Source organism: Parabacteroides sp. (assembly GCF_977054455.1).
In genome coordinates this window covers 13,691-29,623 of record NZ_CDRTCT010000044.1, presented here as the reverse complement: position 1 = coordinate 29,623, position 15,933 = coordinate 13,691, and the positions used below count along the sequence as shown (strand labels likewise).

The following is a 15,933-nucleotide window of genomic DNA, read 5'->3' as shown; positions in this document are numbered from 1 at the left end:
CTGACATTCCTGAAAACATTAAAGAGCAGTTGATCGTAGAATTGTATTCTAAATAATAATTGATTTCCATGGCGATATTAGCATTTCAAAAACCCGATAAAGTATTAATGTTGGAAGCGGACAATTTCTTCGGAAAGTTTGAATTTCGTCCGTTGGAACCCGGCTATGGTATTACTATAGGTAATGCTCTGCGCCGTATTCTCCTGTCGTCACTTGAAGGTTTTGCTATTACATCCATTAAGATCGAAGGGGTTGACCATGAATTTGGTACAATCCCCGGTGTTATGGAGGATGTGACAAACATTATCTTGAATCTGAAACAAGTCCGGTTCAAGCATATTGTAGACGACATAGAGAATGAAAAAGTAAGTATTACTGTTTCGGGTTCGGAAGTGTTCAAAGCCGGTGATATAGGTAAACAGCTGACCGGATTCGAAGTGTTGAATCCTGAGTTGGTTATTTGTCGTTTGGATCCGAACGCAGGTTTCCAGATCGAGCTGACGATTAACAAAGGTCGCGGATACGTTCCCGCCGATGAAAACAGAGACCCGAATGCAGACATGCACGTGATTGCAATCGACTCTATTTACACACCTATTCGCAACGTCAAGTATTCGATCGAGAACTTCCGTGTTGAGCAAAAGACGGACTACGAAAAGTTGGTTCTTGAAATAGCCACTGATGGTTCTATTCATCCGAAGGAAGCGTTAAAAGAAGCAGCCAAGATTCTGATTCATCATTTTATGTTGTTCTCAGATGAAAAGATTGCTATCGAGACAGTTGATACTGACGGTAATGAGGAATTCGATGAAGAAGTACTCCACATGCGCCAGTTGCTGAAGAGCAAGCTCTCGGATATGGATCTTTCCGTTCGCGCGTTGAATTGCTTGAAGGCCGCAGATGTTGAAACATTAGGTGAACTGGTTAAATTCAACAAGAATGATCTGTTGAAATTCCGGAACTTCGGTAAGAAGTCACTTACAGAACTTGATGAACTGCTTGAGAGTCTGAACCTTTCATTCGGTATGGATATCACTAAATATAAATTAGATAAAGAGTAAGTATAGCGATGAGACACAATAAGAAAATAAATCATTTAGGTCGTACAAATACTCACCGTGACGCAATGCTTTCAAACATGGCATGTTCTCTTATCAAGCATAAGAGAATCTTCACTACTGTTGCTAAAGCTAAAGCGCTCCGCAAATTTGTAGAACCGCTTATCACTAAGTCTAAAGAGGATACAACTCACTCAAGACGTGTGGTATTCAGCAATTTGCAAGACAAATATGCTGTAACAGAATTGTTCAAGGAAGTATCTCAGAAGATCGGTGACCGTCCGGGTGGTTACACTCGTATCCTGAAGACCGGCAACCGTCTGGGTGACAACGCAGCCATGTGCTTCATTGAACTGGTTGATTACAACGAAAACATGTTGAAGACAGCTACAACCAAGAAAGCGGCTAAGACAAGACGTTCACGTAAAAAGTCTACAGCTGCCGAAACGGAAGCTCCTGTTGCAGAAGCACCGGTTGCAGAAGAAAAAGCTGCTGAATAATTCCGGCTTATTCAACAAACAAATAAAAAAAGCCTGTCTGCCTTTCGCGGACGGGCTTTTTTGCGTTTTACCAGAGCCTGATCCTAATGGACAGCCTCAAATAAAGGTTCATCCCCTTCCTCAAAATCCTGAGGATCAGGGCGAGGATAAGTTTCAGCGTTGACGGGAGGTTTTTCATCCGGTGCGGGTTTAAAGTGGAACAAGAAATTCAACAAAGCCAGGACAAATTCAAGAATCTTTCTGATTTTCTGCATGATAAGAGCTTTTAAAGGGTTGTAACGGAAGGGGGAGCAATCAAAGCCATCACCGCCTGTATCGTCTGTGCGATCTGGATGATGCTGTGCCGGTAGGTTTCCCGGTTATCGCCGTTCAGTTCGCTGATGTAAGGACTGTAGGCGATCTCCTTTGCATAAGCCTGCGGATCGTTGCTCACCAGCCAGGCGGAGCGGTAATTGTTCCGTATCAGGCGGGCGAAATCGAGGAAGGAATTCTCTCTCGTGTCGTAGCGGCGGAAATCCAGCGAATAGGAGGGACCTTTTACGGTCGTCTTCCCACCGTGCCAATAAGCGTTGCTGCACCCGTATGCGGTCAGTCCGAAGTAGTTACGCGACTCCCGTGCCAGGCTGCTCGTGCCCCAACCGCTTTCGAACGCCGCTTGCGCCAGGATGACCAACGGATTCATGTTGAAAGCAGCCCCTGCCGACAAAGCTGTAGGCAGGCACTCTTTTACGAAGCTGATTTGTGCTGGTTTCATAATTCTCCCGGTCTTTCTTCTTCGCCACCTGCATTGGGCTTATCTGCCTCTTGTCCAATGCGTTCGACATTCACTTTGGCGATCATTTCGCGCAGTTTAACTCCCGGAGAATAGATTATTCGCGGCTTCCTGATCAATGATGCGTGAAAATCGTCCGCATTTACCACTCCGGAGCTTCCGAGCGAGATGCGGAAGTTGCCCAATGCACCCAACTGGACCACTTCGCCACGTAGCAATGCTTCCTGCATACAACGGATCAGACCCAACAAGACGAGCGCTACGTCGCCATCGCTGGCCGTCGAACGATCTGCCACCACATCGCAGATCGTATCGAAATCCATCATGCCTGTGACATTGGCCGAGGCATAATACCGTTTGGCATCGGCTGCCGCATCTTTGGTCAAGTCTTTTTTCAAAACAAGTTTGTACTTTACTGACATACGATTAATAGATTAAGGGTTAGTGAATTATTACATTACAAAGATACGACGCACGGCAGCCTCGCGGGAAAGGTATATACGGCTATCGGAAGTTTCGACAGCATTCTTTGTTTTTTTATAAAATAATTACCGAATTCCTTGTGTAGTACCAAAAAAAGCGTTACATTTATAATGTATTAGAAAGCTTAAATAAAAATTATTATGGAAGACAAAAAAATAGACCTTGTGTCGGCAAAAGGCGCTATGGGAGTTACCGAATTCGCACTCCTGTATTTCCCGGACTGTACCCCTGAGATCGCTTATAAAAGGATGTGGGTATGGATACGGACTTCACGCGGTTTGAAAGAAAAACTCTTGGCTGCGGGGTGGGTGAAATTCCAGAAACTCTATACGCCGAAGCAGGTCGCCTGTCTGGTAGATCATTTGGGGGAACCTTAGAAATAACAAACAACTGAAAGAGCCGCACGAAACATTCAGAAGCGGACTGTAGCCTTTCATTTAATACACAATAATATGGTAGTACAAAAAGACGTCGAAGGCACTTACTTCGACTCGGCGTTCCAGACCGGGAGCGCCTGTTCACTGTCCTTGAAGCGATACATCGACAAAGTGAAAAGTAATGATTTTGCATCGCAAATCGCTTATTTGCGTGGACTGCGCACTGTCGGCAAGACGGACGAAGCCGATGCTTATAAGAAAAATCTGCCCCTCTATGTCGCCGGCGGAGTGATGGAGGGAGGTCGTAAACTCGAGCACATGGTGCGCTATAGCGGCTGCGTGGTGGTCGACATAGACGATTCGCCCATGCCCGTAAGCGAGTTGCTCCTCCGGGCAGCCGCGCTCCCGTACGTAAAAGCCGGCCACGGCAGCCCCACCTATACCGGTGGCAAGCTCTTCGTTCTGGTCGACAGCGATTTGGGACACCATAAACTGGCCTTTGAAATCGTCCGCCGCCACATCGAAGCGGATATTCCGGGCGTAGTGGTCGACATCACGGGCAAAGACCCGAACCGCGGCTGTTTCACCAGCCACGACCGGAATGCTTTTTATAAGGAAGAGTCTGAAGTTCTGGAAATCCCTGTCGCCGAGGCGGAACCTCCGGCTGGTTCCGGACACTCCTCCGGCAACGTGTGCCCCGGCACGCGGCTCTCGAACTACATCGACAAGTACGAACAAAGCAATGCTTTTGTCCCCGGCTACCGTCATTCCTATATCGTGAAGTTGTCCTCGGTTTTGAACAATGCCGGTTTTTCACCCTACGACGCTGTCGCCGAATGTGTCCGCCGCTACAGCTCCGCCGATTTTCCGGCCATCGAGATTGAAAAGACGGTGACGGATATTTACCGTCGCTACAGCGCGTCGCACGGCAGTTGCCCGTACCGTCCGGAAGAGGCTGCCACACCCCGGAAAACTGTCAAAACTGTCAAAACTTCGTCCGCTATGCCTAAAAATGCAGCTTCGTCGGTAGGTGTGGACGAAACGCCTGATATTGAGCCGGATGATACCCTTTTGCCCCACTTCGACAAGGCTGTTTATGACCACTTGCCGCCCCTTCTCACGGACATTCTCAAACGGGCGGGTAGCCGCACGGAGCAGGACGTCTTGCTGATCTCCGCGCTGACGTTGTTGAGCAGCGTGATGCCCGGCGTCAAAGGGTCGCTGGACGAACGGGATTATTCACCTGCTCTTTATACGATTGTCACAGGTAGTTCGGGGAGTGGGAAAGGCTGCATGGCCGGACTCCAGAAGTTAGTGGATCCCTGGCAACAGTACGTCTACGACAATTCGCGGCATTATGTCGAAGAATATGAGGCTGCCAACGAGGAATATGAAAGCTACAAGATGCGGAAACGCCAGAACCGTACCTGGAAAGAACCGCTCGGTCCGGCTCCGTCGAAACCGAAAGTCGTGAAGCAGATGAATCTCCATCTTACCGGTCATGTCACACAGGCCCGCCTGGTGGAATTGCTCGACATCAATTCCCCTTATACATCCTGCATGATGGATACGGAGATGGAGACCATCGCCACCATGCTGTCGCAGGATTTCGGAAATTACAGCGACATCCTGAATAAGGCCGCCCACCACGAAACGGTCGGAAGCTCGTCGAAGAATAACGGCACGTTCCTGGCGCGTAGGCCGAACCTGGCGTTGCTTTGGAGCGGTACGCCCGCCATCCTGCCCCGTCTGATCCCTTCGACCGAGAACGGTCTTTTCAGCCGTATGCTGATGTACAAGATTGCAGGTGGCGGCGAATACCGCCCCTTGACTTCTGCTGACGACACTTCGGCGGCATCCGAATATCTCGATTCCTTCGGGCAGCGGGTACTGGACATCGGCGTCTTTCTCGACGGATCGCCTACTTGGGTGAGGTTCAGCGATGCCCAGCGTAAGCGCTTGGACCGTTTTTTTAGCCGTGAATATTATAACGTCCGCTTTTTTGGCAATGAGGACCTGGAGTCTACCGTTCTGCGTTACCGTCTGGCTATTTTCCGTCTGGCCATGACCTTGACCGGCTTGCGCAAAGGCGAGAGCGGTTGCACGGAACGTACATGGACGATTGGGGAGGAAGATTTCGACACTGCCTTCCATCTCGGCAAAGTCTGTTTGCAGCACGCTTATATCGTGGCCACATCGTTGCAGCGTGCCTCTGCCGAAGTCCATTTCAAGTTTCCGCATCATCTGCAGAACCTCTTTGCCTCCTTGCCCGATACCTTCAAACGTGCCGACCTTTTAGCCGAGGCAAACGTCCGTGGAGTGTCGGAGTCTTCGATCGATCGTTTCCTTCGTAAAGCGGAAAAATATAAGCTAATCGTCTCTGAAGGAGGTGGTTATTATACGAAAACAGATACTGGAAAGGAAACTGTTACCGTTTGACAAAGCGGGCGAAGTTTTGACAGTTTTGACGGCTTTTCCGGGTAAATTTCGACAAAATCCGAAAAACAAACGAATAGGCATCGGATCAAAAACGAATAAGCACCCCTCTGAAACGCAGTAAGCATCGGATGTTTCCCTAAAAAGCACCGATTTTTGAACGAGAGCGGCGTTGATGATTTTTTAGAATGTCGTTTTTGAAGATAAATATCTGTGGATCAGAAATTTGGGTGGCGGGAAAATGACTAAAAAAAACGATCGTTTTAATTCGTCATTTTTACAGCACAAAAATACACATACTTTTTAAAACCACAACTCTTTTCTTGAAAAAAAATCCTACCTCTATATCCTTTCTTATCAATCAGATAGCAATTCGAGGACGAAAAACCACCTTTTCAATACGAACTTTGAATATAGGCGGAAAAAATGACTAAAAAAAACGATCGTTTTTGCTATCAAGATACAAATGTTAACACGTGTACATTATAAATGCGTGTACATATATAGAACGAGCATTTCAATTATTGTATTATTAATATTAAATTTTAGATTATGAACAAGAAGATTTCTACTCTTATGGCAGCGGGCTTGTTAGCTACAAGTTCGTTGTGTAGTAGTGCTTGGGCGCAAACCCCTCTTACTATTAATGGAATTGAATTGGAGGCTGTGACAGATCCTACTGCTAAAGCTACGTGGAAAAGCGGTCCCTATTTTGTTATTGCTGACGTGGATAATAGTGGCACGGCTACTGCAAATGATGTTTTATTGAAAGTCGTAGCTTCACAAGATGGCAAAACCTTGACTTATTCAGGGGTAACCTTATCTGCCGGTGACCAGTCATTGGATTTGGAAGAGACTGCTTGGAATTTCTTGGAATCTCCTCAGAAAGATGCTCTTGGTAAAGCTGATGGATATCTATATTCATTGCAAAACATTGGAACTGGTAAGTTTTTAACATTTGACAACTCCAATGTACTTATAACTGACGCTTCTAAAAGCTCTCACGATGCAGATAAAAATCAGTTTGCTCGTTTTGCTGTTGATGCTTCTGATAATCATGACTCCCAGTTCAATCAGAAAGATAATTTGTATCTTTATACAGGTGGAGCATCTGGTAATCCTTTACAAATTGATGCAACTGTCTCACTTAATGCTTCAGGAAGCACGATAATTCTTTGCAAACTCAAAACAAAGACATTAACCAATGTTGAAGTTGCTGCATTGAACGACGTAATGGGTGGCGAAGGTTTCAACTTGGATTTCAAGGCTGATAACAAGTTACCTTGGAAGAACGACAATTTGTCGAAAGTAAATCTGAAAGCTTTCTATGTTGATTCTGAAATCGATTTGGGGAATGACATGGCTATCCCTGCCGGTGTTTATTTCGCAACTGCCTATCCGGAAGAATTGAACGGAACAGATGTCGAGATCACTGATGAAATGGTAGACCTGTTCAATCAATGTACTTTCCTGGCAATCGATCCGAAAGGCAATTATGACATCAACAAGGCTGATCGTACTAATGGTATAGGTTACGAATTGACAACCGTTCAAGGTTCTGAAATGAACTTTTTTACAGGTGCTCGTACATCAGATGATTATTCTTCCGGTGAGGAAGTTTATGTCGGAAATGCTTGTTTCGCAATCGAAGTTCCTGATCCAATGACAGCTCCGGAAGCTTACAACATTGTTGCAAGCGATATGCATGTGTTTGTTTCTGCCGATAAAAACCCGACAGAAAAACATGACGCTAAAAATGGTTATATCGGTGTAGTGACAGACCAAAAAGAAAATTATCTGGTAACAACAACAGTTGCAGATGCTTTGAGTTTCGCAACTACCAATTCAACATTGATGGATGGTGACGATCTGGCGACGTTATTGCAGAAAGAAGATGCTCCTTCTATCTATACGATCCAGTTCGTAAGTGGTGAAAAGAAAGAAAATGAAACAGAATATAAGCAGTATCTGACCATAATGGAAAGTTCTTCTGCTTTTGCTCTGGCTTCAACTGTCGAATACGACGAGGCTGACCCGATGTACCAGTTTGTTGTAACTGCAATTGATAAGACCGATAAGACGATCACATTCACAAACCGTCAGACTCAAAAATCGTTCGAAGTTTCTTTGTATGAAAACAAAGAAGGCGTTTATACTGTATATCCTGCAACTCAAACTTCGGTAAATGTAGAATGGGTAGATGCTACAACAACAAATGAAGAAGTAGAGTTCAAACCAGTTGATTTGGCCAATACGAAGATCGTTCTGACTCCGTACACTGTTGAAGACAAATTCGCTACATTCGTAAATAGAGCAGACGGCATGGGCTTGGTTCAATTTGAATTGTCTAAAAACAGTGATGCTGCAACTGCTTTCTATGTAGGTGGTACGAGAGATGATGACGGTGCTCTTCAGGCAGATGAAATCCTCGCTTATGTAGATGCAGATAACATGACCCAGTTTGAACTGGTTAAGAGCGAAAAGCCGGTTAACGTATTGAATAAATACATCTACCTGAAAGATACCCGCATCCTGACTTCTACAGCAAGAGATACGGTTGCTTATTATACTTATGCAGTAAAAGCATTTGATAATGAAATTGATAATTATTATCTGACTTACTCTTCTAATTATGCGTTGGCTAATAAGACAAATACGACTGCTGATAAATTCATCATCAAGAATAATCTTGACGGTTCTGTTTCATTGATTAAGAATGCAACTAATGCTCTTACAACTGCGACTACGAATTATGCGGAGGTTGATGGCAATCTGAAGGAAGACGAAAAGGCTGCTTGGACTGCCGGTGTTAATTATGATTTGTCAGCTAAGATCAGTACAGGATTGAAAACTTTCATGGTGGAAGAAACTCCGGCTGTCAGCCTGGAAGCTATTCCGCAGCACATCTCTATTGAAGTAGCTCGTGGCGGTTTCATGACTATGGATGAAAACAAGGACGCACGTTTGGCTATCGCAAGCGAAGCTGGCGAAGATTTGACATTCTGGGTTGATACTGTCCATTCAGATCGTAACATCCCGTCGTTCTATATTGCTAAAGGTGGTAACTTCCTGTACAATTCTTCAGACTCTGCAACATATTATGCAGCCCGTAAGAACTACCGTTTCAATATGGAAAATCAGGCCAGTGGCGAAGCTAAGTTGATCTTCAAGGCCGGTGAATTGGTTTCTTCCGATACTTTACGTACAACGGTTGACGGTAAGTCCGTATTGGTAGCTGAAAAAGATAATGCTCCGAAAAAGATCAAAGGCAACTTAGCTAAGTTCCAATATCAGATCATTCTGGATGAAAATGGTGGTGACGAATATGTAATTCGTCAGGGTAACAAATATGTTAGCCAGTATAATAACTACTTCTATATGGATGCTGATAAGAAGAACGCTGTTCGCTTCTTTATCGAATCACAGTCTGCTCCTACTGCAAACGAAGGTGTAGCAGTATCAGAAGTAAAAGTTATCGCCGGTGACGGTAACATACAGATCGCTGGTGCTGCCGGTAAGAAAGTTGTTGTAAGCAACATCTTAGGCCAGGTAGTAGCTAACACGGTTATCTCTTCTGACAATGCAACGATCGCTGCTCCGGCAGGTGTAGTAGTTGTAGCTGTTGAAGGTGAAGCTGCTGTAAAAGCTATCGTTAAATAATTGGTACTAAAACAATACTGAAATGTGGCGGGCGGTCATAGAGGATCGTCCCCACGTAGATGACATTTTATAATCAAATAATTCTAAATATCACCGTGCGGCATTCCCCGAATAGCCGGCTTTGCTGCCGATTGCTTGGGAACGTCCAACTACCCCGCGAGGGAGAACAAGCGGTGAATATTAATACTAAAGTTAATGAAATTAAAAAAGTTCTTCTGTCCTTCCCTCTGTGAAGACCGGAGGCAGACAAAAAACAATCCCCGGAAGTTCAGGCTTTCGGGGATTCGTTGGTTATAATGATTGATGGTGACAGGTAAAAAGGAAGAGTACTTTGTTGTATAGTTGAACAACGTTTTGTATATTTGCAATATGGAAGTCAAGCGTAAAATACAAACTTATGGGGGCTATTTCGAGGCCTTTATGGGAACACAAAAAACTCCTACTAATGAAATAGAGAAAGCTTAAAAAATAAAAGAGGCATATTATGCAGACAAACAATCATCAGGTATTTGATTATGATACTGTACTGGATGCCCGTTTCGGAGCACCCGGAACTTCCAGTCGTATCGAAGCTGAAGAAAAAGCCTATGCTTTTTATACCGGGCAAATTATAGAAGATGCGCGGAAAAAAGCAAAGATCAGCCAAGCGGAACTGGCTCGCCGTATAGGTTCGGACCGTTCTTATATATCGAGAGTGGAAAGCGGGCAGACTGAACCGAAAGTCTCGACATTCTATCGCATTATGAACGCTTTAGGATGCCGGATCGAGTTGTCGATGTCTTTGTAACCATTAAAGAAACAGGCGATGGTTATGGAAGAGACAAAGAATAAAGTGATCTACATTGATTACTGTATCAGTGCTTTTGCTGATAAGTATGACTTGACAAATAAACAGGCATATGCCTATTTATCTCGTTTTAAGGGCTTGGAGTTTTTGGATGAGTGTTATGAAGCTGAACATTTGTTGTCAATCCAAGATGCTGTAGATGATCTTACCCAAATATGTAAAAGCAATGGAGGAGCAATAGAATGATTTTGTATCATGGTTCAAATATGAAAGTCTCGTCGATCGATTTAGCCAAGTGTATGTCCGGAAAAGACTTTGGGTGTGGATTTTATCTGACAGATATCAGAGAGCAGGCCGAAGATATGGCTAAAAGGCGTTTGAAGATTGCCCGTAATGGCGAAGCCATAGTTTCTTCATATTTTTTTGATGAACGATTTCTGTCGGATAAATCCTTATCTGTAAAGATATTTGATAGGCCTTCTGAAGAATGGGCTCTTTTCATATTAAGGAATCGGAATAATGAAAATAGAGAAAATGTTCACGACTATGATATAGTTGCTGGTCCTGTTGCAGATGATGGTGTAGCCTTTCAACTGGAACGTTATGAGCAAGGAATGATATCATTGGAAATGCTGGTAAAAGAATTGACATATAGAAAATTGAATAAACAATATTTCTTTGGAACATTAAAAGCAACCTCTTGTTTGATTGTCTTATGAATAAGGAATATAAATTTTTAGTGCAGTCGGTCGTGCAGAAATTGGTAATGTTTCTGATGCGTGATTATAATCTGACAATGTTAGACGCATTTGCTACGGTTTACAATTCTGAATTGTATGAATTGTTGTTGGATAAGGAAACAGGATTGTATTACCAGAGTCCGCCTTATGTTTATAATTATCTGTGTCAAGAGTTGAGCACAGGTAAAATTGCTTAAAGAAACCCCGGCATACCCGAAAGGTCGATTAACTGATATGCCAGGGTGAGAAAACATGAAGATAGAGAAAAAGTCTTTATTTGATGTTTTTCAGTGCTTCTAAAGCCGTCTTGTCGGTGGGGGCGATATCGAGGATTTTGTTCCAGTACAGTTTTGAGCTGTCCATGTCCTGCTTGAGGTAATAGTAGTAGCCCAGGTAGCGGTAACATTCGGATAGTTCCTTCCGGTATTTGTCCTGATTCTTTTCGAGCATCGGGATGCATGCTTCGTAGTACGGTTTAGCCAGCCCTTTCTCCGTCTCCGGGTCCAGCAGCGAATGGGTACGAGCCTGCCACAGGACGCCCAAGTGACTTGACGGCACGCGCTCCTTCACAATGGCGAAGACACTGTCCGCTTTCGCCAGGTAGCCGGCTGCAAGCGTGCTGTCCTTGACCGCCGCGCCATAGTAATATTTCCCTAACTGGTAGAAATCCGAGGCCTCTGCCGCTTCGCCCGCCTGTTCGATATATTTCGTATAGGCTTCGATCGCCGCATTGTCGTTTCCACTGTTCAGGTTGACATTGGCGATGTCCTTATATATTTCAGGATGCGTATGGTTGCCGCTAAGCGCTTGAGCCTGCTGCAAGGCGGCTAAAGACTGGTCATACTGCTTGGCTTCGTTCAGTAAACGGCCGTAATACAGATAGTCCTGCCAGATAAATTTGCCGTCCGGAATCCGGAAGAAAGCAGTCGCCTCGTCCAATCCCTCCTGGTACTTGCCGGTTTCGCAGGCGTCATAGAAACTGAGACGTTTCAGCAAGAAGTTGTCCGGGTCCATAGCCTTGCCTTGGGCAAGTACTTCGGCCGCTTTGTCATACTGTTTGTCGAAGAACAAGGCGGAAGCATAATGAACCAGATTGTCGGTGGAGTATAACCCGCCTGCCATATATTTGTCGTAGGCGTCGACCGCTTTGGCATAGGCGCCCTGCAAGGAATAGACGTTGCCCAACGTGCGCTGGGCGAGCAAGTACTCCGGATGGTTCGCTATGACCTTCTGCAACATCTCGACGGAGAGGGAAGGAGTCACAGCCTGATAGACCTCGGCATACCGGATGTAGGCGATCCGGCAGTCCGGATCGAAATGGATCGCCTGTTCGTATTTGCCGGCGGCATCGCCGGGCTTGTTTTGTGCCAACAGGCGGTCACCTTCGTAGAGGAAGATGGCGGGAGCGTTCGGATTCTGTTTCCGGGCGCTTTCAAGGGAGGCTGCGGCCTCTTCCTCCATGCCGTTTGTCGAGTAGGCGGAGGCGATGGCAACGTAGGTGTCGGTGTTTTTCTTGTTGACCTTGATCGCTGTGTCGAATGCTTTCTCGGCTGACGGCCGGTCTGTTTTCAACAGGATTTTCCCTTCGCCGACTTTATTGAAGGCATATTCGGGATCGGTTTCCCATCCCTGCTTGTAATAGCCGAGTGCCTTTGCCGTTTGTCCGGCATCGAAGGCGATCTCGCCTAAATAGTAGAGAGCTACCGCCTTTTCGGCAGGGGAACTGTTCAGCTGTTCCTCGAACAGCTTTTTGGCTATGCCCGGTTCACCGGCTTTGTAAAAGTCGATACCTGGATTATTGTCTGCATAAGCGATGGTTGCCAGCAGGCTGATGATGAGGATATAGATAGTGCGTGTCATACGATTATATTGTTTATTTGATGTTTACGATTCGCAGCGGCTGTGTCACCGGAAGCAACCCCGATTTGAGGATGATCCGTTGTCCGCGGTCGCTTGCTACAAAAGAGGTAAAACCTGAAGCCAGTCCCGTCCGGGGTTCGGAAAGGAGCAGGTAGACAGGTCGTGTCATCGGATAATCGTCCAAGGCGATATAAGCCTGGTAAGGCTTGAAGCTGTTTGCAGGAGTCGCCTCCCGGTAACGGCTGACGGCCATCACGCGGATATTATCGATAAAGCTCATGCTCGTGGAATCGACCGGGTTGCTGACCCAGTTGACCCCGATAATGCCGAGTGCCCCCGGAGTTTTCGAGACATAATCGAGTACCGCCCGGTTGCTCTGTTCCGCTTGCAGGTGTCCGCTTAGCTTCTCACCGCCGCAGATCGAGTCGATCGCATACCGTACCGTACTTGAATTCGGGTTGTCGAACACTACTTCGATGGGCATAGCCGGGTTGCGGGGCGACAATTCGTTCCAGTTGCGTATCCTGCCGGTCAGGATCTCCTTCAATACGGGCATCCCGATCAACGAGTCCCGGTTCGTCCGGTTGATGATCAACGCGATCGCATCGGTCGCGACCTTGACGGCTTTCGGAAACAGCTTCTTTCGGTTCATGTAAGCGGTTTCCTCCTGCGTCAGCGGGCGGGTGGTTACGGCCAGCCAGGTACTGTCGTGCAACAGCCGGTTGATCGTCTCCGTCTCGCCGGAAAACCGGGGGACGATGCCTGCCTCTTTGTAGATGCTTTCGAATACGGCGATCTCCTCCTGCACGATCGGGGCAAGCGATTCATCTACCGCAATCGCTATCACGCCGCTTGTGGGAGTGTCGTCGGGTTCCGTCCGCTTTTTAGAGTTGCAGGCTGCTAAAAACGCGACAGCCAAGAGGGATATGATAAGAGTCCGTTTCATATTATTTCCTGCATTTAAGTAACCTGTAACTTCGGAAAATAGTATAGCAGAAGAATAGGACGCCGAAAGTGATCCGTAACCTGAACGACATATTCTCGTTGAACAGGTCGGTGAAAATCAAAAGAAAAGACATGCCGAGGTATATCGCTATAATGAATATACCCCAGACAATCCTCATATTTATATACTTTTCCATCATGATCATTGCAGTTTAAACCGTACTGGAACCGTGAAGTAGACGGGAACAGCCCTGCCGTTCTGCTTGCCCGGCATCCATTTCGGGAGTGATTTGATTACACGTATTGCCTCTTTGTCGCATGAAGGATCGAGCTTGCGGAGTATTTCCACATCCGTCACTTCGCCGCTCGGACTGACCACGAAGCGGATCGTCACGCTTCCCTGTATGCCCTGTTCGGCGGCGATGACCGGATATTTCAGGTGGTTGGCGATGTACTTCAACAGTTCTGTCGTGCCACCCGGAAATTCCGGCATCTGTTCGACGGCCGTATAAGGCTTCGTCTCTTCCTGGATCACCTCTTTGTTGTCTTTCAGGTCGGCGATGTCGATCGCGTCTTCACTGTCCGTTCCTTGTACGTCGGCTACCGAGATGGCCATCTTTGAGGTCGTCAGTTCTTCCTGTGTCTTGATCTCTTCATTGTCGTTCACCTCCTTGTCCGCCTTGATGACGGGAGGGGTGAATTTGATGGTGCTTTTGAGTTTGGGAGGCGGCGGGGCTTCGATGTTGCGCACGACGTTTTCCTCCGGCACTTTCGTATCCATCGTCAGGTCGGAGAGGGCGGTCACTTCGAGCACCTGCTCCTTTGCGTGTTGCGGTACGACCGAATGGATGATGGCGGGCAATACCATGAGCAGGATCGCCCCGGCCGCTACGATCAGAAGGGCGCGGATATGGCGGGAGGAGGAGGTCTTACGTAACTCGTAGGCGCCGTACTCCTTATTCTTTCCGGTGAAGACCAACTCGCACCATTCCGGTGAATTCAAGTTTATATTCTTTAGCATAACCGTCATTTTTTAGGATTGGACCGGGCAATCTGTTTGGCCAGCTCGCCGCCGCTCTTCAGGTTGTCGATCAGAAATTTATCTCCATCCGTGATATCCACGATTGCGTATTTGCCGATATTGCATATCTGCATTTCGTCCAGTGCGTCTACCAGGTTCCGGTAGGAGGCGTCGTCGGTAGCCTTTATCAGGACGACGGGAGCGTCTTTGGATCCTTTTATCTCGGCGGCCTGCTTCTTGAAGTCGTCTTCGGAAATCTCCTTGTTGAGCTTCTTCAGCTTGAGTTCCTTCATCTGGCGGACGACATCGAAGTTGCGTTCCAGCAGGATGTCGCGCAGTCCGGCAGGCGAGTAGCCGGTCTGTTGCAGCGACTCGGCGTGCTCGTAGTCCGGTTCGCCGAAATAGTAGTATATCTTATCGTCTTCGCCAAGCAACAGGGTGATGGCCTTGGAGGCTTTGACCTTCGTCTGCTCCGCTTCCGTTACCTGGTCTTTCGACGGCATACTGATCTCCATTGTCTGTGGCTTGCTGAGCGAGGTACAGAGCATGAAGAAGGTGATCAGCAACATGTTCATGTCCACCATTGGCGTGAAGTCCACGCGGACGGTCATCTTTTTCTGTTTGCCTTTCTTGCCGTCGTCTTTGCCTTTGTCTGTATTTACTTCTGCCATGACTTTAGTCGTTGTTAGACATTGTCGGGCATCTTTTTGAGCGAGGTAATCAAATTATACCGGTTCTCTCGAAGGTCCTGCAATGTGTTCATGATGTTTTTAATCTTCGGATAAGGAGTGTCCTGGTCCGCCTTGATGGCGATGACGAGGTCACGGTTCACTTCCCGCGCATGTTGCACCCAGAGTTTGAACTGGTTGTCGGTGCTGTCGGCGGGAATGCCGTAGTCCTTCATCAGCCGGTCCTGTTCGCCGGACGGCATGCCGAGGAACTCCTGCATGTTCTGGATGGGGACACCGAAGGAAGGTTGCAGGCTGAAGGCGTACACCTCTTTGTCCGTGAAGTTGATGCCGAAATCTTTTCCCAGCAGCTTTAGGACGTTCGCCTTGTCTTCCTGTTTGTCCAGGCTCATGAATACTTTCCCGTCGGGGTCCACCAGGATGGAAAGGATGTTCGTTTCCGGTATCTTGATCTCGGAGACGGACGAAGGGGTGGCAACCACCACCGGTTCTTTCTGGATAAAGGTGGACGTCAGCATGAAGAAAGTAAGCAGCAGCACGGTGACATCACTCATCGCCGTCATGTCGATGAATGTGCTTTTGCGTTTTACTATCAGCTTAGGCAT

The 15,933-nt window shown here is 46.8% G+C and carries 16 protein-coding genes; 8 read left to right on the top strand and 8 right to left on the bottom strand.

Annotated elements, in window-relative coordinates; translation table 11 throughout:
- The first annotated feature begins 68 nt into the window (after positions 1-68).
- Both ACW6QF_RS17705 and rplQ read left to right on the top strand, forming a co-directional pair.
- Complete coding sequence (locus ACW6QF_RS17705) at positions 69-1,061, top strand: DNA-directed RNA polymerase subunit alpha (protein ID WP_298550430.1); 993 nt, start codon at positions 69-71, stop codon at positions 1,059-1,061.
- A gap of 8 nt (positions 1,062-1,069) precedes the next feature.
- Complete coding sequence (rplQ, locus tag ACW6QF_RS17700; protein ID WP_298550432.1) at positions 1,070-1,558, top strand: 50S ribosomal protein L17; 489 nt, start codon at positions 1,070-1,072, stop codon at positions 1,556-1,558.
- Positions 1,559-1,641: 83 nt separating this feature from the next.
- On the opposite strand, the gene ACW6QF_RS17695 is transcribed toward rplQ, so the two are convergent.
- From ACW6QF_RS17695 to ACW6QF_RS17685, 3 genes are read right to left on the bottom strand one after another with little or no spacing between them, the layout of a single operon-like run.
- Positions 1,642-1,812: a hypothetical protein gene (locus tag ACW6QF_RS17695; RefSeq protein WP_456088764.1), complete on the bottom strand. Its 171-nt coding sequence runs from the start codon at positions 1,810-1,812 to the stop codon at positions 1,642-1,644.
- An 11-nt stretch (positions 1,813-1,823) separates the two neighbouring features.
- Positions 1,824-2,312: a glucosaminidase domain-containing protein gene (locus tag ACW6QF_RS17690; RefSeq protein WP_298550437.1), complete on the bottom strand. Its 489-nt coding sequence runs from the start codon at positions 2,310-2,312 to the stop codon at positions 1,824-1,826.
- The gene (locus tag ACW6QF_RS17685) at positions 2,309-2,752 is read right to left on the bottom strand and encodes an HU family DNA-binding protein (RefSeq protein WP_298550439.1); all 444 of its coding nucleotides are present in this window, start codon (positions 2,750-2,752) and stop codon (positions 2,309-2,311) included. The genes ACW6QF_RS17690 and ACW6QF_RS17685 overlap by 4 nt, the downstream gene beginning before the upstream one ends.
- Before the next feature lie 201 nt (positions 2,753-2,953).
- Between ACW6QF_RS17685 and ACW6QF_RS17680 the strand changes: the two genes are divergently transcribed.
- The 6 genes from ACW6QF_RS17680 (at position 2,954) to ACW6QF_RS17655 (ending at position 10,792) form a co-directional block, all read left to right on the top strand.
- On the top strand, positions 2,954-3,190 hold the full coding sequence (locus ACW6QF_RS17680; protein WP_456088763.1) for a DUF4248 domain-containing protein: 237 nt from the start codon (positions 2,954-2,956) through the stop codon (positions 3,188-3,190).
- A 75-nt stretch (positions 3,191-3,265) separates the two neighbouring features.
- A complete protein-coding gene (locus tag ACW6QF_RS17675) occupies positions 3,266-5,629 on the top strand; it encodes a DUF3987 domain-containing protein (protein ID WP_456088762.1) in 2,364 nt (787 codons plus the stop codon).
- A gap of 549 nt (positions 5,630-6,178) precedes the next feature.
- A complete protein-coding gene (locus ACW6QF_RS17670; RefSeq protein ID WP_456088761.1) occupies positions 6,179-9,286 on the top strand; it encodes a DUF6383 domain-containing protein in 3,108 nt (1,035 codons plus the stop codon).
- A gap of 484 nt (positions 9,287-9,770) precedes the next feature.
- Positions 9,771-10,073, top strand: a complete 303-nt coding sequence (locus tag ACW6QF_RS17665) for a helix-turn-helix domain-containing protein (RefSeq protein WP_298550447.1) — start codon at positions 9,771-9,773, stop codon at positions 10,071-10,073.
- A gap of 24 nt (positions 10,074-10,097) precedes the next feature.
- The gene (locus ACW6QF_RS17660; RefSeq protein ID WP_308572777.1) at positions 10,098-10,319 is read left to right on the top strand and encodes a DUF3791 domain-containing protein; all 222 of its coding nucleotides are present in this window, start codon (positions 10,098-10,100) and stop codon (positions 10,317-10,319) included.
- Positions 10,320-10,372: 53 nt separating this feature from the next.
- Positions 10,373-10,792: a DUF3990 domain-containing protein gene (locus ACW6QF_RS17655; protein ID WP_308572776.1), complete on the top strand. Its 420-nt coding sequence runs from the start codon at positions 10,373-10,375 to the stop codon at positions 10,790-10,792.
- A 294-nt stretch (positions 10,793-11,086) separates the two neighbouring features.
- Here the strand turns inward: ACW6QF_RS17655 and ACW6QF_RS17650 are convergent, their stop codons facing one another.
- The 5 genes from ACW6QF_RS17650 to ACW6QF_RS17630 all read right to left on the bottom strand — a co-directional run bounded on the left by ACW6QF_RS17650 (position 11,087) and on the right by ACW6QF_RS17630 (position 15,933).
- Positions 11,087-12,673, bottom strand: a complete 1,587-nt coding sequence (locus ACW6QF_RS17650) for a tetratricopeptide repeat protein (RefSeq protein ID WP_456088760.1) — start codon at positions 12,671-12,673, stop codon at positions 11,087-11,089.
- A 13-nt stretch (positions 12,674-12,686) separates the two neighbouring features.
- Positions 12,687-13,619, bottom strand: a complete 933-nt coding sequence (locus tag ACW6QF_RS17645; protein ID WP_456088759.1) for a PstS family phosphate ABC transporter substrate-binding protein — start codon at positions 13,617-13,619, stop codon at positions 12,687-12,689.
- 201 nt (positions 13,620-13,820) lie between these two features.
- The gene (locus tag ACW6QF_RS17640) at positions 13,821-14,639 is read right to left on the bottom strand and encodes an energy transducer TonB (protein ID WP_456088758.1); all 819 of its coding nucleotides are present in this window, start codon (positions 14,637-14,639) and stop codon (positions 13,821-13,823) included.
- A gap of 5 nt (positions 14,640-14,644) precedes the next feature.
- A complete protein-coding gene (locus tag ACW6QF_RS17635; protein ID WP_456088757.1) occupies positions 14,645-15,310 on the bottom strand; it encodes an ExbD/TolR family protein in 666 nt (221 codons plus the stop codon).
- A gap of 14 nt (positions 15,311-15,324) precedes the next feature.
- Positions 15,325-15,933: an ExbD/TolR family protein gene (locus ACW6QF_RS17630; RefSeq protein ID WP_456088756.1), complete on the bottom strand. Its 609-nt coding sequence runs from the start codon at positions 15,931-15,933 to the stop codon at positions 15,325-15,327.